The organism is Mycobacterium sp. E1747 (assembly GCF_001667775.1).
GTDB lineage: Bacteria > Actinomycetota > Actinomycetes > Mycobacteriales > Mycobacteriaceae > Mycobacterium.
In genome coordinates this window covers 34,028-49,323 of sequence record NZ_LZJI01000051.1, presented here as the reverse complement: position 1 = coordinate 49,323, position 15,296 = coordinate 34,028, and the positions used below count along the sequence as shown (strand labels likewise).

Here is a 15,296-nt window from a genome sequence, read left to right as displayed (position 1 = left end):
GCGCAGAATGCAGAATTACTTCGTGCTGGCGGGCAGGGATTGCTGACGTGCCGGGGTTTGGGTTCCACACCCTGGCGCTGTTGACCGCCATCGGGCTGGCCGGCCCGCTGCTGGCCGCGCTGCCGCGCCTGCGCATCCCCGTGATCATCGGTGAGCTGATCGCGGGCCTGGTCATCGGCCGAACCGGCCTGGGCGTCGTCGATGTCACCAACCCGACGTTTCAGTTGCTCGCCAGCATCGGCTTCGCGCTGGTCATGTTCGTCGTCGGCACGCACGTCCCGGTGCGCGCCGGCGCGCTGGGCTCGTCGCTGCCGCGGGCGCTGGGGCGGGCGGCGCTGGCCGGCGCCGTCGCGGTGGCGCTCGGTGTCGGCCTGGCGGTGGCCTTCGGGACCGGGCACGCGGCGATGTACGCGGTCCTGATGGCCTCGTCCTCGGCGGCGCTGGCGCTGCCGGTGATCGACTCGCTGAAACTGCAAGGGCCGCAGGTGATCGCCGTGACCGCCCAGATAGCGGTCGCGGATACCGCGTGTATCGTGCTGCTGCCGTTGGTGATTGACCTTCGCCACGCGCCGACGGCCGCGCTGGGCGCGCTGGCGGTCGCGGGTTGCGCCGCGGTGTTCTACGTGCTGCTGCGCCGATCCGACGGCTGGCGCCGCCGCCTGCACGTCTACTCCGAGAAGCGCCGGTTCGCGCTGGAGTTGCGGACCAACCTCATCGTGCTGTTCGCCCTGGCGGCGCTCGCCGTCAGCGCGCACGTGTCGGTCATGCTGGCGGGCTTCGCGGTGGGCTTGGTGGTCGGCATGGTCGGCGAACCGCGACGGTTGGCGCGTCAGCTGTTCGGCATCACCGAGGGGTTCTTCAGCCCGCTGTTCTTCGTCTGGCTCGGCGCTTCGCTGCAGGTGCGCGAACTGGGCTCGCACCCGAAACTCATCCTGCTCGGCGCGGGGCTCGGCCTCGGCGCCGTTCTGGCGCACTGCGCCGGCAGGCTGCTCGGCCAACCGCTGACGCTGGCGGTGCTGTCCGCCGCGCAACTCGGCGTGCCGGTGGCCGCGGCGACCATCGGCACCCAGGAACACCTCCTGGTCGCCGGCGAAGCGTCGGCGCTGATGTTCGGCGCCCTGCTGACGATCGCCGCCACCTCGATCGCGGGCGCGTTCGCGTCACGCGGCCCGGTGACCAACGGCCCTACCCCCGCGGGACCTCCGCATCCTCGAAAACACGACTGAAGCACTTGCCGCCGGGTTGCGTTCGGCCCTGACGAAGCGCGCCGGGGAAGTGGTCGGATGTATTCCAAGCTCGATCGAGGAGGCCGTGATGAGGTTCGCAACACGACGGCACCACCTGCGGGCCGTGCCGAGGGCGACGATCTACCGCGTCACCGATCGCCTCCACGGCGACCGCACCGTCCGGGTGCCGGGCCACGAGATCGCACCCATCGTGACGGCGTGGCTGGCGGAGTTGGGCGCCCGCAGCCCCCTGGTCGACGAGCTGGCAAGGGCCGCGTGCGTCGGCGACTGGTCGGCGGCCTACGCCATCGGCGATCAGCTGTCCATCGACGTGGCCCTCGCACCGGCCGCCTAGCTGCGCCATTGGCCCAAAGTCCTTCCGCCTAGAGCCGTCATGCCCTCGTCTGACCCGCGGCGATCCGCAATCGTGGATAGGACGACGCAATACCGAAGGGGAACGACCCATGAACATCCGCTTTCCGGATGCCGGCACGGTCCGGACGATCCTGAGCCTGGCATCTCGGGCGCCCTCGGTGCACAACTCCCAACCCTGGCGGTGGCGGGTCGACGCGGCGAGCCTGCACCTGTACTCCGATGACAGCCGCAAACTGCCCAACATCGACCCGGAGGGCCGGGACCTGATGTTGAGTTGCGGTGCGGCGCTGCATCACTGCGTTGTCGCGCTCGCCGCGGTCGGGTGGCTTTCCAAGGTGACCCGGTTCCCGAATCCCGCCGACCCCAGCCACCTTGCCGCAATCGAACTTTCGCCGCATCGAGCCGACTCCGTCGACATCGCCCTGGCCGCGGCCATCCCGCGGCGGCGAACCGACCGGCGCATCTACAGCTCGTGGCCGGTGCCGGTGGGTGACGTCGCCCTGATGGCCGCGCGGGCCGCGCGCAGCGGGGTGACGCTGTGCCAGGTCGAAGATCTCGACAATCTGCGCAAGGTCGTCGCTCAATCCGTCCAGGATCACCTGAACCTGGATTATCTGGCCGAGCTGACGGCGTGGAGTGGCCGCTACGCGTCGGTGGCCGGCGTTCCCGCCCGCAACACGCCCGCGCCGGATCCGGCCGCGAAGATTCCGGGTCGCTTCTTCGCCGGCCCGGTGCTGCCGATGGCGCCTGACTCCTCGCCGGCCGACGACAACGCCGTGGTGCTGGCGCTGGGCACCCGCAACGACGACCGTCTGGCCCAGCTGCGCGCCGGTGAGGCGACCAGTGTCGTGCTGCTCACCGCGACATCACTGGGGCTGGTCAGCTGCCCGGTCACCGAACCGTTGGAGACGCCCGGAACGCGTGCGGCGGTCCAATCCGACATCTTCGGCGACAGCAACTACCCCCAGATGCTGCTACGGGTGGGGTGGGCGCCGATCAACGCGGACCCGTTGCCGGCGACACCGCGGCGCGAGTTGGGGGACTTCGTCGAGTGGGTGGCCGATCACGAGCACCGGGTCGCCCTCTGAATCGGTCAAACCGCTGCGGCGCAAAGGACACCATGGACACCTTCACCTTCAACCCGCGCCGCTGGTGGGTGGCGCGCGTCTTCGGCCGTAACCCGTTGCTGCGCCGCTCGGACCGCATCGAAGCGTTGGTCGTCCTGGTCGCGGTGGCGGTGTCCCTGATCGCCGTGCCCCTCGCCGGGGTGGCCGGCGCGGTCACCTACGGTGCGCGGGACCGGGTGTACACCCAGGAGGCCCACGACCGGCACCGCGTGCCGGCAAGAGTCACCGACGCCCTGGTCGAGGATCTGGGTGTGACTGTGGTGCAGGCGAAGTGGGCGGGCCCGAACGGGGAGCGCGTCGGACCGCTGGCGGTCAACGAGCAGACCAAGGTGGACGGAACCGTCGAGATCTGGGTGGACCCGGACGGCAACCCGGTGTCGCCGCCCACACCCGCCTGGCTGGCCGCGGCCGAGGCGGTCGGCGTCGCGGCGGTGACGGCGCTGGCGGTGGCCGTTGCGATGGCCGCACTTGTCGCCGTCGTCCGGGCGCGGCTGGATCGCGCTCGTGACGCCAGGTGGGAACGCGACATCGAGTTCCTCGCCGAGGCCTCGTAGCCGGCGTCCCCGTCGCCAGAGCCCTATACAGCACAGCCGAACTGGAAGATGATGAGCCGATGAGCGGATACGGCGGGGATTCCGGTGCCGCGTCATTCGGCGCCGCCGGTTTGAGCCGCCTCGTCGAGGTCCTGATCGAGCGGGGGTACCGCGTGATCGGTCCGACGTTGCGGGACAATGCGATCGTCCTCGATCAGTTGCAGTCCGCCGCCGACCTACCGCGGGGGTGGGGCGTGGACGTGGCCCCCGGGCACTATCGGGTGCGCCGCCGCGACGACGACGCCGCGTTCGGGCACTCGTCTGGGCCGCAGTCCTGGAAGCAGTTTCTGCATCCGGCACGGCGCCGGCTGTGGGCCGGCACCCGGGACGGTTTTTCCGATGGCGAAGCGGAAGAGGAGATTCCGCGCTACGCGTTCCTCGGCGTGCGCGGGTGTGACCTGGCGGCGATCGCGACGCTCGATCGGGTCCTGGGCCGCGGCGAGTTTGCCGACGGCTCCTTCGTGCGCCGGCATCGGCAGATTTTCGTGATCGCGGTCAACTGCACCGAGCCCGGGGGGCTGTGCTTTTGCGCCTCGATGGGTACCGGCCCCGCGGCCGGCCCGGGCTACGACCTGGCGCTGACCGAGCGACCCGACGGTGACGACGTGACCTATGTGGTCGACGTGGGCACCCAGGACGGCGCGGACGTGCTCGCGGCCGTCCCGCACCGGAGGCCCGACGACGCCGAGATCGGTTGCGCGCGTGCCGCTGTGGAGGCCGCGTCGCATCGCATGGGCCGCCAGATGCCCGAGGTGAATCTGCGCGATTTGCTGGTGCGTTCGCGCGAATCGCCGCAGTGGGACGAGGTCGCCAGCCGCTGCCTGACGTGCGGCAACTGCACCATGGTGTGCCCGACCTGCTTTTGCACCAGCACCGAAGACGTCAGCGACCTGACCGGTGAGCACGCCGAGCGCTGGCTGCACTGGGCGTCGTGCTTCGAGCCCGATTTCACCTACATCCACGGCGGCGGCAGCGTCCGCCAATCCGGGGCGTCGCGGTACCGGCACTGGCTGACGCACAAACTCGGCACCTGGCACGACCAGTTCGACATGTCCGGGTGCGTCGGCTGCGGGCGGTGCATCGCGTGGTGCCCCACCGGCATCGACATCACCGAGGAGATGAACAAGATGGCCCGCGATGACTGACGCGGCGCCCGTCGCCGCGGCCTCGTCGGTGATGGCGCCGAACCCGTACCGGGTGCGCAGCCGCGTCGTGGAAAGCCCGGATTCGGCCACCTTGTGCCTGGAACCGCTCGGTGAGGTGTTGCGCGCACCGCAACCCGGAGAGTTCATGATGCTCTACGCGTTCGGCGTCGGCGAGGCCGCGATTTCCATCAGCGGCGACCCCACGGTCACCGACGGCTCGATCACGCACACGGTCCGCGCGGTCGGCGCGGTCAGTCGCGCCCTGCACGACGCGCAGCCGGGAACCGTCATCGGTGTCCGGGGCCCGTTCGGCACCACGTGGGGGCTGACCGAAGCCGTCGGCCGCGATTTGGTCATGGTCGCCGGCGGCGTCGGCCTGTGCCCGTTGCGCCCCGCGATACTCGGGGCGCTGGCCACTCGGTCACGCTACGGCAAGGTGACGCTCGTCGTGGGCGCCCGCTCGCAGGCCGACTTCGTCTTCGCCGCTCAGCTCGAAAAGTGGGCACAGGATCCACAAATCGAGCTGCACTTGATCGTCGACGCCAAGACGCCGGGCTGGGACGGCGAGGTCGGCCTGGTCACCGAGCCGCTGGGACGCCTCGCCCTGGACCCCGACCGGACGACCGCTTTCCTGTGCGGACCCGAGCCGATGCTGCGTTTCGGCGCCGAGGCGCTCCTCGCGAAAGGCATTGCGGCCGAAAATATCCGAGTGTCCCTGGAGCGAAACATGCAGTGTGGGGCGGGATTGTGCGGGCACTGTCAGCTGGGACCGCTGCTGCTGTGCCGCGACGGCCCGGTGGTCAGTTACGACGTCGCCGGCCCCCTCCTGCGGGTGAAGGAACTGTGATGAGCCGACCCACCCTGGCCGTGTGGAAGTTCGCCTCCTGCGACGGATGTCAACTGACCCTGCTGGACTGCGAGGACGAACTGCTCACCCTCGCCGACCAGGTGCAGATCGCCAACTTCGCCGAGGCCTCCAGCGCGACGGTCGACGGGCCCTACGACGTGTCGCTGGTCGAGGGCTCGATCACCACCCGGCACGACGAACAACGCATCTCCGAGATCCGGCAGCAATCCAAGGTGCTGGTCACCATCGGGGCGTGCGCCACAGCCGGGGGAGTGCAGGCGCTGCGCAACTTCGCCGACATCACCGAATTCACCTCCGTCGTCTACGCCAGGCCGGAATACATCGACACGCTGGCGACGTCCACACCTGCCTCCGCGCACGTCACGGTCGACTACCAGTTGCCGGGCTGCCCGATCGACCGGGGCCAGCTGCTCGACACCCTGGCGGCCCTGCTGATCGGGCGCAAGCCGCGGCTGCCGGCCAAGACGGTGTGCACCGAATGCAAGCTGCGCGGAACGACGTGCATCGTTGTCGCCGAAGGGATTCCGTGCCTGGGGCCGGTCACCCACGCCGGGTGCGGGGCGTTGTGCCCCAGCCACCATCGCGGCTGCTACGGCTGCTTCGGCCCGTCCGCGGCGCCGCGAACCGCGACGCTGATCCCGCTGCTGCGCCGCGACGGCATGTCCGAGGGCGGCGTCGACCGGGTGTTCTCGACGTTCAACGTCGCCACGTTCGCCGCCGAACGGAGCCGGCCGTGAGCGACCGCACGCTTCGCGTCGGCGCGTTGACCCGCGTGGAAGGCGAAGGCGCGCTGCACGTCACCCTGCGCGACGGTGCACTGCACAGCGTGCAGCTCAACATCTACGAGCCGCCACGCTTCTTCGAGGCGTTCCTGCGCGGACGCGCCCACACCGAGCCGCCCGACCTGACGGCCCGGGTCTGCGGCATCTGCCCGGTCGCCTATCAGGTCAGCGCCTGCAACGCGATCGAGGATGCCTGCGGGGTGCGGGTGGACGAGGAGCTCGTCGCGTTGCGGCGGCTGCTGTACTGCGGTGAATGGATCAACAGTCACGCGCTGCACATCTACCTGCTGCACGCGCCCGACTTCCTCGGCTACCCCGACATCGTCGGCATGGCCCGCGACCATCGGGAGATCGTCGAACGGGGGCTCGCCCTGAAGAAGGCGGGCAACCGGCTGATGGAATTCGTCGGTGGCCGGGCGATTCATCCGGTCAATGTGCGCCTCGGCGGATTCTATTCCGTTCCAACGCGATTGGACTTCAACCCGCTCGAAGAGCAGTTACGCCGCGCGTTGGACGACGCGGTGGCGACGGTCGAGTGGGTGTCCGGATTCGAGTTCCCCGACCTCGAGCTGGACCACGAGTTCCTGGCCCTCACCGCGCCGGGCGCCTACCCGATCGAGAATGGCGTCATCGCGCGCAGCGCCGGTCCGGCCTTCGCCGTGGCCGACTTCACCGACCACATCGCCGAATCGCAGCTGCCGCACTCCACCGCCCTGCACGCGACGCTCGACGGCGGCCGCTACCTGACCGGGCCGCTGGCCCGGTACTCGCTGAACGCGGCGGCGCTGTCGCCGATCGCCGCACAAGCGGCCACCCGGGCGGGCCTGTCGGGCGAATGCCGAAACCCGTTCCGCAGCATCGTCGTCCGTGCCGTCGAAGTGGTCTACGCGATCGAGGAATCACTGCGCATCATCGCCGAATACCGGCGCCCGTCGCGGCCGTTTGTTGACGTCCCGGCCCGGGCCGGCGTCGGCCACGGCGTCAGCGAGGCGCCCCGCGGCCTGCTCTACCACCGCTACCGGATCGAGGAGGACGGGTTGGTGTCGGCGGCGACGATGATCCCTCCGACGTCGCAGAACCAGGGGGCCATCGAAGCCGACCTGGCCCGCCTGGTCTCGGGCAACCTCGCGCTCGCCGACGCCGCGTTGACCGAGCTGTGCGAGCAGCTGATCCGCAGCTACGACCCGTGCATCTCGTGTTCGGCACACTTCCTGACGCTGACGGTGGAGCGAGGATGACCGCGGCCGACGGGGCCGCCGCCGGCCAAGGCGGGGACCGTGTCGCGATCATCGGGCTGGGCAATGAGTACCGGCGCGACGACGGTGTCGGCGTCGCCACCGCCGAAGCGTTGCGCGGCCTCGCGTGGCCGAATGTCATTGTGCGAACAGGTATCGCCGAGCCGATGGGACTCATCGAGGCGTGGACTGGGGTGGGGCTGGCGGTCATCATCGACGCGGCAATCGCCGACCCGGCGGACCCCGGTCGCATCCACCGCTATGACGTGGACGGCGTGCCCCCCCAGGCCGAAGGATTGAGCTCGCACCACATCGACATCGGCCGCACCCATGCCCTGGCTCGGGCGCTCGAACGGGTACCCGGCGCGATCGTCGTCTTCGCCGTCGAGGCGGCGGACACCGGCGCGGGCGCCGGGCTGACCCCGCGCGTCGCGCCGGCCGTGCCGGTGGTGGTCCGTATGGTGGCCGCCGAGATCAACCGCTTTCGGTCAACGATGCGATCGCGGCCGGGTGCGAGCCACCGCGTCGTCGAACCCGGACACCAAACTGGTTGATGGCCGCGGGTTCGTCGCGCCATTCGATCAAGATATCAACCCGGTTCCCTGCGTCGCCGCGGGAACGTCGATGTGCTTGCCGCAGTTGGGGCAGAACCGCTCGGTCGGATGATGTTCGGCTCCGCAGTGCGCGCAGAAGTGCGGCTCCTGGGCGTCCTCGTTGCGGGGCATCAGGCGCAGCGGCCGCACGTCGGGCGTCGGGGGTCGGCGCCGCCTACGGCCGAGCGCGGCCACTCCGGCGGCCAGGCCGATCACCGACGCGACGCTGATGACGATGTACCACAACAGATTCGCGCCGCTCAGCGACGAGGAGTCCCCGTATTGCTGGCGCAGGTTGACCGCGGTCGTCTTGAGGTCCTCCAGACCCGGGTAGCCCGGTGACATGGCCAGCGTCTGGTCGAATTCGTTGATCGCGTCGGTGTAGTGACCGGCGTAGAAAGCGGCCAGCCCTTGACGATAGAACCGGTCGGCGGGCCCGAGCATCGGCTTGACGCCCTTACCGGCCAAGATGGCGGCGACGCCGTCGGCGGGGCCGATGAAGTTGAACGGCTGTGTTTCGCCGGCGGGCGCGAAGCTGTTCACGCCGATCACCTTGCCGTTCAACCCGATCGTCGGGCCACCGCTCATGCCCTCGGTCATCGCGGCGTCGATCTCGTACGTGGGATTCGTTCCCGAGATGGATTTCTTGTTGACCTTGCCGCTCTTGTAAGTCGGGTCGAGCGAAGCGCCGGTCACGTTTTGGGTGCTCTCGGGAAAGCCGACCGCGAGGACCGGCGTGCCGATGGTGACCTCGGCGTCGGTGGCGAGCTCGGACGACGGAAGGTTGTGCTTGGCCACCTTGAGCAGGGCGGCGTCGCCCTTGCCGAGGGGCCGGAACTCGACGACGTTGGCGACGACCTTGTCCGTGAGTTTGCTACCGGTACCGGACATCAGCGCGATGCCGACATGGGGCCCCTGCCCGACGGCGTCGCCTTCCACCCGGGCGTTCTTCTGCAACCACTCCAAAGTGGCCGCGGGATCGCTCGACTCGGGCGCAGCCGGAAACTCGCTGCGATACTCCTCGACGGCCCGCTTGAGTATCAGTTCCGTGGCGCTCGCCGGGTCCACGCAGTGACCCGCCGTCGCCACCCAGCCGTCGGGATTGACGACGAAGGCCGTGCAATTCCACGTCGCCAGGAACGGCATGCTGGATCCGCGCCCGAATTGCGACAGGATCTCACCGCTGGGCAACCGAACCAAACCGTAGCCCTCACCGGCGAGATACATGATGGACGGCCGGATCAGGGCCGCCGCCCGTTCCTCCGGCTTGGCCTGCGGGGTGTCGGCGGCCGCGACGCCCGGCGCACCGGCAAGCAGCAGCAACGCCGCCGCCGACAGCGCCGTCAATCTGCGGGCCGGCGCATACGCGACTTGCCGGCTCACGGACGGGCCATCGACGAGGGGTGGCGGCGCATCGACTCGAGCAGCTCGGCGTCGTATCGCCGCGCCGAAATCCACGCCGGATGCGACTCGAGGCTGATCACCTCCGCCCCGACAACACTTGCCACGGTATTGCGCTTCGTTCTCGGAACTGTCACAGTCACAACACTTATTTGACCGGTTCGCCGGACACCCAGATAGGGACCGAAGTCCCGACCGCGAGGGACCTCCGTTTTCGAAAGTGACCAAGGCCCCCACCGACCGGGCCGCGGCGTTCGCAGCACGGATGAGCAGACGGCCCGGGGCTCGCAGGCGGCGTCCTGAAGATGGTCGATCCGGTGACCTTTGACCCTGTCTACCAACCGCTTCCGTGACGTAGCACATAGCTATGCGCCACCAGAGCCCACCGATACAGGAGATCGACGTCCAGGTCACCGCCCGTGACGAACTTCCCGCGGCGACCGACTACGCGCGCCGCAAGATCGGTGAGCTCACGCGGTACGCGAGTCGGCCGGTGCTGCACGCCCGGGTACGGCTCACCCGGCATCGCGATCCCGCCGTGCAGCGGCCCGTCGTCGCGCAGGCCAACCTGGATGTCGATGGCCGGCCGGTTCGCGCGCAGGTCCAGGCCGACACCGCGCGCGAAGCGGTCGATCTGCTCGCGGCGCGGCTTCGCCGCCGCCTGCAACGCGCCGCCGACCACCCGGAGGCGCGTCGCGGTGAGCTACCCGCGGGGGCCGACGAGAGGCGGCACGAGTCCGAGCCGTCACACCGGCCGGCTTACCTTCCCCGCCAGGCGAACCAGCGCCGCGTCCTCCGCCGCAAGTCGTTCACGTTGGCACCCTGCACCCTCGACGAGGCCGCCCGCGAAATGGAACTGCTCGACTACGACTTTCACCTGTTCACGGAGAAGGGCACCGGCATCGCCGGCGTGCTGTATCGCGGTGGGCCGACGGGCTACCGCCTCGCGCTGGCCGCGCCGGCGGTGGCCGGCCAGGTGAGTCCACACACGCTGCCCGTCACGATCAGCCAACAACCGCTGCCCTGTCTCACCGAAGAGGGAGCCGAAGACCGGCTGGCCATGCTCGGCCTGCCGTTCCTGTTCTTCATCCACGCGGCCTACGGATGCGCCGGCGTGTTGTACCACCGCTACGACGGGCATTACGGCCTGATCACCCCGGCCGGCTAGGCGGCGCCGCGCGCGGGCGGCAGGGCATATTGGCGGCCGCACCAAGGACCTAGGACCCTCGCAGGCATCTGGGCGCTCCGCGCACACTGGCGCCATGGCCAACTCGAGAAAGCGCTTCGCCCAGACCGCGGCGCTGCTCACCATGCTGTACTGCGCGCGCAGCTACTACCGCAATTGGGGCGCAACCAAGGCCGAGTCGCGGCTGCAAGTGCCGGGAGACACCTTGGTGAGCGATCCGGCCGTGCAGACGACCGAGGCGGTCGACATCGACGCGACCGCGCCTGCGGTGTGGTCCGGGCTGATGCGCATGGGCCAGGACAGGGCTGCGGGCAGCGTGCAAGGATCGGAAACCGTTGCCGGACAAGACGATAACCAAAGTCTGCGGGTGGGGGACGTGATCCGCCTGACGCCCGAACGCTGGCTGGGACTGCCGGACGGGGTGACGTTACGCGTCGCGGAGATCGCGCCCGAAAAGTACATCGTGCTCACTGCCATGCGATCCGAACCGCGCTGGAACGCGGTCGTGTCGTTTCACCTGCAACCACACTGGCAAGACCGGGTCCGGCTTCTCGCGCGCGCCCGAATCGGCTTGCGCTACCCCGGCGAGGTGTTCGCCCTCGAACTGGCCCGACCGATGATCTCACTGGGAACCCGTGCCCTGTTGCTCACCGCCAAGCGCCGCGCGGAGCGGCTCGCACCGGCAGTGCCGATCCGCGCGTCCGTCCAAACGCGCTGACACACTTTGGTGGAAAGGGGCCCGACGATGAAACCAATACTGGTGGGAATCGACGGTTCGTCAGCGGCGATCGCGGCCGCGCTGTGGGGCATTGACGAGGCAATCGTTCGCGGCGTTCCATTGCGTCTGGTCTCGGTCATCAAACCGACGCACGAGTCGCCGGACGACTACGAGCGCGACGTCGCACACGCCGAGAAGTCGCTCGTACAAGCGCGGTTGGCGGTCGAGGCCACCAACAAGGCCGCACCGCTGGAAACCGAGGTATTGCGAGGCCCCGCGGGCTCCGTGCTGCTGGAGGCGTCCTCGGATGCCGCGATGATCTGTGTCGGTTGCGTCGGCATCGGGCGTTACGCGCGCTCGATCGTGGGTTCGACGGCGACCGAACTCGCCGAGAAGGCACACTGCCCGGTCGCGGTCTTGCGGACCGGCTCGGACCGGCCGCCACCGGACATCAATTGGATCGTGGTCCGGATGACGGACGCACCGGACAACGATACCGTCGTGAATTTCGCTGCGGCGGAGGCGAAGCTGCGCCGGGCGCCCATGCTCGTCCTGGGTGGTCGGCCCGAGGAACTCACCGAGCATGCGGACGGCGCGTTCGAACGCCGGGTGGCGCAATGGCGACGGCACTACCCCGAGGTGCGGGTCTACCCGATCACCACGAGGCAGGCCATCGCCGACTACCTGAGCGCCAACGGCGAGCGAGTTCAGCTGGCCGTCATCGGCGGCGACGAGGCCCGGCAGCTGGCGCAGTTGGTCGGCCCCCAAGGGCATCCTCTCTTCCGTCACCCCGAATGCTCCGTGCTCGTGGTGCGCTAGAGCGCGCGGTGAAAATCAGTCCCGGGAGCCGCGGCGCCAATCGGGCGCGCGGCGTGGAACGGATCTTGGTGGGCGCCGATGTGCCGGCGCGCCGCGTCAGCGTGCTGATGCTGCTGTGCGTCCTGCTGTGGTTGGTGGTGCTGGTGGCCCGCGAATATCTGGGCTACGAACGCGTCGCCCCGGGCAGGTTCGGCTGGTCGGTGGCGCTGCTCGGGGCGGCCGCCCTGATCGCGCGCGGCGTCTTTTTGGGCCGTCCGGTGACCACGGCACACGCGATGTACGCCGCCGCCGCGGTGGCGGCTGGGCTTGGGGCGCATGTCGTGTCCTGGACGGTGCTGGGCAACGTCCTGATCGCCGGCAGCGGGCTCGCGTTGATGCTGCCCACCACGGCGCGGGCGCAGCCGGAGCTACTGGACCGGGTGTGGGGTCTAGTCGACGCCACGCGCGGAGATCCGTTGGCGCCGTTCGCGATGCACTCGAGCAAGAGCTATCACTTCAACGCCGAGGGCACCGCGGCGATCGCTTACCGCACGCGGCTGGGTTTCGCCGTGGTCAGCGGCGATCCTATCGGCGATGAGACCAGATTCGACGAGCTGGCACAAGATTTCGTCCGCATGTGCCGAGGCCGGGGTTGGCAGATCATCGTGTTGGCCGCCGGCGAACGCCACCTCCGGTTGTGGCACAGGGAAACGGTCGGTCAGCCGATGCTGTCGGTGCCGATCGGCCGGGATGTCGTCGTCGACATTCGTCACTTCACCCTGCACGGGCGCCGGTTCCGCAACCTTCGCCAGGCGGTGCAGCGCACCCGCAACTGCGGTGTCACGACCGAATTCGTCGACGAACAACATCTGCGGGGCGCGATGCTGGCCGAGCTGACCGGGGTGTTGTACGCCGCGCACCGGGCGGCGCGCACCGACCGCGGGTTCTGCATGAACCTCGACGGCGCGCTGCAGGGCCGTTTTCCGGGCGTCACGCTGGCCATCGCGCGGGACAGGGACGGCCGGGCGGTCGCGTTTCACCGCTACCTCACCGCCGGTGGGGGCTCCGAGGTCAGCCTCGACGTGCCGTTCCGCCGACCGGACGCCCCCAACGGCGTCGACGAGCGGCTCAGCGTCGACATGATCGCCCATGCGCAAAAGGCTGGGGGAGAGCGCCTTTCCCTTGCCTTCGCGGCGTTTCCGGAAATCTTCGAAGCCGCGCGGCCGGGCCCACTGCAGCGGGGCGCGCTTTGGCTCATCCACCTGCTGGACCCGCTGATCCGGCTGGAGTCTTTGTACCGGTACCTGCGCAAGTTCCACGCGCTGTCGCAGCGGCGCTACGTGGTGTTGTGCGCCCATCACATTCCGGCGGCGCTGCTGGTGCTGCTGTCCCTGGAGTTCGTGCCTCGCCCGCGCCGGATGCGGTCCGGCTAGCCGCGGATCACTCCGGGACCCCGAAGCGGAACCGACGGCCCGTGACGATCTCGGGAATGATTCGTACGAAATGCGACTTGTCGGAGGCCGTCCAGGGCAGCACCTGGGCGCGTTCGGCCTCCTCGATGTCTTCGTTGCTGTGCAGAGAGCGCGCGGTGCCCTTGATGATCACGCTCCACCCCTCGGCGACGTTGTGGTCGTCCACCTCGAACAACACCCGGTTGTTGATCGCCGTGCTGACCAGCTTGGTCCCCTCGGCGGTGCGAAACAGCACCGTGTGGCGCTGGACCGCGTAATTGACCGGAAAGATCTCGGGTTGACCGCCGACGCTGGTGACCAGGCGGCCCAGCGTCATGCCCGCGATCAGATCCCAGCATTCGCTCACTGGCAGGATGGAAACCCCGTCATCGATCAGTGACATCAGTCGTCCCCTTCATCGGCAGCGCTACATCTGAAGATGGTATTGCGCGGGGCCGGCCTCCGTAGTCGGCCGAAAGTCCCGCGGGCCAAGGACCAATGATCGTTTACCGGACCTGCAGCACATCGTCCAACCGGCGCCGCGGGGTTGCCGGCGGGAGTTGTTCCAGCGGCGGCGCGATCCCCACGCGGATCAGCACCTGCGGCTCGCCGTGCCGGCCGACCAGCTCACGCACGATGTCCCGGCTCTCCTCCAGCTCGATGAGATGGGTGAGCGGGCAGGTTGCCATCCCGGCCACTGTGCATTCCAGCAACACCGTCGACAGCACCTCGCCGCACCGCAACACGTCCAATCTGGTGTCCCCTGGGGTCGACAACACCAGGATTTTCGACCAATCGACCTTGACGTCGCCGCGTCGGTCCGCGTGGCTCCTGACCGGAAAGCTGCGGGCGACGTCGACCCGCCAGCTCTCCTTGTCGGAGGCCAGCGCGCCGGGCGGCATCCCCTCGGCCAACACGAACGACGAAGTCCACCAGTCGAGTTCGGCGTGATAGTACGAGTCGTCGCGGCGCAGCTCCTCGGTGAGCCGGGTCGCCTCCACCAGCAGGGGGCGTACCTCATCGGCGAGCACGTCCAGGCTGACCACGTCGGGGTCGAAGGTTTCCCGCAGGGCGGGCTCGAACAGCTCCCAATAGGTCGGCCTGCCCAACGGCAGCCGGTCGGTGCGACGCTGCAGGATCGCCTCCGTGCGGCGGTGCTGGGCCTCGGTGACGTCCTCGAGCGGGCTGAACGTGACCGCGGCCAGCTGGTCGGGGTCGTCCGGGTCGGGTAGGCGCTGGACTTTCGGTTCCCAGCCCGCCGCGGTCATGGCGACACAGAGGTGGTCGAGCACCGCGCCACAACTCAGGATCACGTCCCGGCCCGAGTGGTCGGTCGCCGGCATCGCCCGGCGACGGTCGACGAACAGCCGCAGGACACCGTCCCCGGTCATCCAGCGCCAGGGCTGACTGTTGTGCACCGAGGGGGCGCGGCAGGCGAGCAGCACCGCTTTCTTGAGCGCCTCGATGTCCGGTGTCTTGCCCATGATGCCAACCCCCTGTTCGTTACCGGCCAAAGATGCTGCCCCCGTTCGCAATTGGCTGCTCATACCGTGGACGCATTCTTCTCCACGTAGGTCACCACGTCGGCCAGCGTGCGCAGCGTCGCGTAGTCCGACTCCGGGATGTCGACATGCAGTCGCTTGTGAATCCCGCGCAGAAAGCTCAGCCAGTCCATCGAATCCAGGTCCACCTGGTCGCGCAGGAGCACGTCGTCGGCGATGTCTTCGGGGTCGACTTCCGGGGCGATGCTCGTCAGCACCGAGAGCACCACGGTGCGGGTCTCTTCATTGGTCATAGT

At 69.1% G+C, this 15,296-nt stretch carries 18 protein-coding genes; 13 read left to right on the top strand and 5 right to left on the bottom strand.

What is annotated here, in order from left to right:
* Positions 1-47: 47 nt before the first annotated feature.
* From A5695_RS05725 to A5695_RS05685, 9 genes are all read left to right on the top strand, one after another.
* Entirely contained in the window at positions 48-1,226 is a 1,179-nt protein-coding gene (locus A5695_RS05725; RefSeq protein ID WP_068079157.1) for a cation:proton antiporter, read from the top strand.
* A gap of 88 nt (positions 1,227-1,314) precedes the next feature.
* Positions 1,315-1,581, top strand: coding sequence for a hypothetical protein (locus A5695_RS05720; RefSeq protein ID WP_068079238.1), 267 nt, complete (start codon positions 1,315-1,317; stop codon positions 1,579-1,581).
* Positions 1,582-1,690: 109 nt separating this feature from the next.
* Positions 1,691-2,689 carry an NAD(P)H nitroreductase gene (locus A5695_RS05715; protein ID WP_068079156.1) on the top strand — a complete coding sequence of 333 codons (999 nt, stop codon included), beginning with the start codon at positions 1,691-1,693 and terminating at the stop codon, positions 2,687-2,689.
* A 32-nt stretch (positions 2,690-2,721) separates the two neighbouring features.
* Positions 2,722-3,282 (top strand): hypothetical protein, encoded by a 561-nt coding sequence (locus tag A5695_RS05710; protein ID WP_068079155.1) that lies wholly within the window; start codon positions 2,722-2,724, stop codon positions 3,280-3,282.
* A gap of 59 nt (positions 3,283-3,341) precedes the next feature.
* Positions 3,342-4,466 (top strand): 4Fe-4S dicluster domain-containing protein, encoded by a 1,125-nt coding sequence (locus A5695_RS05705; protein ID WP_068079154.1) that lies wholly within the window; start codon positions 3,342-3,344, stop codon positions 4,464-4,466.
* On the top strand, positions 4,459-5,313 hold the full coding sequence (locus A5695_RS05700) for an FAD/NAD(P)-binding protein (protein ID WP_068079153.1): 855 nt from the start codon (positions 4,459-4,461) through the stop codon (positions 5,311-5,313). Before A5695_RS05705 ends, A5695_RS05700 begins: the two co-directional genes overlap by 8 nt.
* Positions 5,313-6,071 (top strand): oxidoreductase, encoded by a 759-nt coding sequence (locus A5695_RS05695; RefSeq protein WP_068079152.1) that lies wholly within the window; start codon positions 5,313-5,315, stop codon positions 6,069-6,071. The genes A5695_RS05700 and A5695_RS05695 overlap by 1 nt, the downstream gene beginning before the upstream one ends.
* The gene (locus A5695_RS05690; RefSeq protein ID WP_068079151.1) at positions 6,068-7,354 is read left to right on the top strand and encodes a Ni/Fe hydrogenase subunit alpha; all 1,287 of its coding nucleotides are present in this window, start codon (positions 6,068-6,070) and stop codon (positions 7,352-7,354) included. The genes A5695_RS05695 and A5695_RS05690 overlap by 4 nt, the downstream gene beginning before the upstream one ends.
* A complete protein-coding gene (locus tag A5695_RS05685) occupies positions 7,351-7,905 on the top strand; it encodes a hydrogenase maturation protease (protein WP_068079150.1) in 555 nt (184 codons plus the stop codon). Before A5695_RS05690 ends, A5695_RS05685 begins: the two co-directional genes overlap by 4 nt.
* Before the next feature lie 27 nt (positions 7,906-7,932).
* Here A5695_RS05685 and A5695_RS05680 read toward each other — a convergent pair whose 3' ends face one another.
* Together A5695_RS05680 and A5695_RS30010 are read right to left on the bottom strand one after the other, a co-directional pair.
* Entirely contained in the window at positions 7,933-9,327 is a 1,395-nt protein-coding gene (locus A5695_RS05680; protein ID WP_068079149.1) for a trypsin-like peptidase domain-containing protein, read from the bottom strand.
* Positions 9,324-9,452 (bottom strand): hypothetical protein, encoded by a 129-nt coding sequence (locus A5695_RS30010; RefSeq protein WP_255398591.1) that lies wholly within the window; start codon positions 9,450-9,452, stop codon positions 9,324-9,326. The genes A5695_RS05680 and A5695_RS30010 overlap by 4 nt, the downstream gene beginning before the upstream one ends.
* A gap of 260 nt (positions 9,453-9,712) precedes the next feature.
* Here A5695_RS30010 and A5695_RS05675 point away from each other — a divergent pair, with 260 nt between their 5' ends.
* The 4 genes from A5695_RS05675 (at position 9,713) to A5695_RS05660 (ending at position 13,480) form a co-directional block, all read left to right on the top strand.
* Positions 9,713-10,513 carry an HPF/RaiA family ribosome-associated protein gene (locus tag A5695_RS05675; RefSeq protein ID WP_068079148.1) on the top strand — a complete coding sequence of 267 codons (801 nt, stop codon included), beginning with the start codon at positions 9,713-9,715 and terminating at the stop codon, positions 10,511-10,513.
* 94 nt (positions 10,514-10,607) lie between these two features.
* The gene (locus A5695_RS05670) at positions 10,608-11,249 is read left to right on the top strand and encodes a hypothetical protein (protein WP_068079147.1); all 642 of its coding nucleotides are present in this window, start codon (positions 10,608-10,610) and stop codon (positions 11,247-11,249) included.
* Positions 11,250-11,276: 27 nt separating this feature from the next.
* Positions 11,277-12,068, top strand: coding sequence for a universal stress protein (locus A5695_RS05665; RefSeq protein WP_068079146.1), 792 nt, complete (start codon positions 11,277-11,279; stop codon positions 12,066-12,068).
* Positions 12,044-13,480 carry a phosphatidylglycerol lysyltransferase domain-containing protein gene (locus A5695_RS05660; RefSeq protein WP_082945875.1) on the top strand — a complete coding sequence of 479 codons (1,437 nt, stop codon included), beginning with the start codon at positions 12,044-12,046 and terminating at the stop codon, positions 13,478-13,480. Before A5695_RS05665 ends, A5695_RS05660 begins: the two co-directional genes overlap by 25 nt.
* A gap of 7 nt (positions 13,481-13,487) precedes the next feature.
* On the opposite strand, the gene A5695_RS05655 is transcribed toward A5695_RS05660, so the two are convergent.
* From A5695_RS05655 to A5695_RS05645, 3 genes are all read right to left on the bottom strand, one after another.
* A complete protein-coding gene (locus A5695_RS05655; RefSeq protein ID WP_068079145.1) occupies positions 13,488-13,901 on the bottom strand; it encodes a pyridoxamine 5'-phosphate oxidase family protein in 414 nt (137 codons plus the stop codon).
* A 103-nt stretch (positions 13,902-14,004) separates the two neighbouring features.
* Positions 14,005-14,982 (bottom strand): NAD(P)H nitroreductase, encoded by a 978-nt coding sequence (locus A5695_RS05650; protein ID WP_156749475.1) that lies wholly within the window; start codon positions 14,980-14,982, stop codon positions 14,005-14,007.
* Positions 14,983-15,041: 59 nt separating this feature from the next.
* Positions 15,042-15,293 carry an acyl carrier protein gene (locus tag A5695_RS05645; protein ID WP_068079144.1) on the bottom strand — a complete coding sequence of 84 codons (252 nt, stop codon included), beginning with the start codon at positions 15,291-15,293 and terminating at the stop codon, positions 15,042-15,044.
* Positions 15,294-15,296 lie beyond the last annotated feature (3 nt).

Excerpts from the sequence above, each read along its gene's own strand:
- A5695_RS05720 (WP_068079238.1), top strand. The coding sequence starts at position 1,315 with ATGAGGTTCGCAACACGACGGCACCACCTGCGGGCCGTGCCGAGGGCG.
- A5695_RS05715 (WP_068079156.1), top strand. The coding sequence starts at position 1,691 with ATGAACATCCGCTTTCCGGATGCCGGCACGGTCCGGACGATCCTGAGC.
- A5695_RS05710 (WP_068079155.1), top strand. The coding sequence starts at position 2,722 with ATGGACACCTTCACCTTCAACCCGCGCCGCTGGTGGGTGGCGCGCGTC.
- A5695_RS05705 (WP_068079154.1), top strand. The coding sequence starts at position 3,342 with ATGAGCGGATACGGCGGGGATTCCGGTGCCGCGTCATTCGGCGCCGCC.
- A5695_RS05700 (WP_068079153.1), top strand. The coding sequence starts at position 4,459 with ATGACTGACGCGGCGCCCGTCGCCGCGGCCTCGTCGGTGATGGCGCCG.
- A5695_RS05695 (WP_068079152.1), top strand. The coding sequence starts at position 5,313 with ATGAGCCGACCCACCCTGGCCGTGTGGAAGTTCGCCTCCTGCGACGGA.
- A5695_RS05685 (WP_068079150.1), top strand. The coding sequence starts at position 7,351 with ATGACCGCGGCCGACGGGGCCGCCGCCGGCCAAGGCGGGGACCGTGTC.
- A5695_RS05675 (WP_068079148.1), top strand. The coding sequence starts at position 9,713 with ATGCGCCACCAGAGCCCACCGATACAGGAGATCGACGTCCAGGTCACC.
- A5695_RS05670 (WP_068079147.1), top strand. The coding sequence starts at position 10,608 with ATGGCCAACTCGAGAAAGCGCTTCGCCCAGACCGCGGCGCTGCTCACC.
- A5695_RS05665 (WP_068079146.1), top strand. The coding sequence starts at position 11,277 with ATGAAACCAATACTGGTGGGAATCGACGGTTCGTCAGCGGCGATCGCG.
- A5695_RS05660 (WP_082945875.1), top strand. The coding sequence starts at position 12,044 with ATGCTCCGTGCTCGTGGTGCGCTAGAGCGCGCGGTGAAAATCAGTCCC.
- A5695_RS05655 (WP_068079145.1), bottom strand. The coding sequence starts at position 13,901 with ATGTCACTGATCGATGACGGGGTTTCCATCCTGCCAGTGAGCGAATGC.
- A5695_RS05650 (WP_156749475.1), bottom strand. The coding sequence starts at position 14,982 with ATGGGCAAGACACCGGACATCGAGGCGCTCAAGAAAGCGGTGCTGCTC.
- A5695_RS05645 (WP_068079144.1), bottom strand. The coding sequence starts at position 15,293 with ATGACCAATGAAGAGACCCGCACCGTGGTGCTCTCGGTGCTGACGAGC.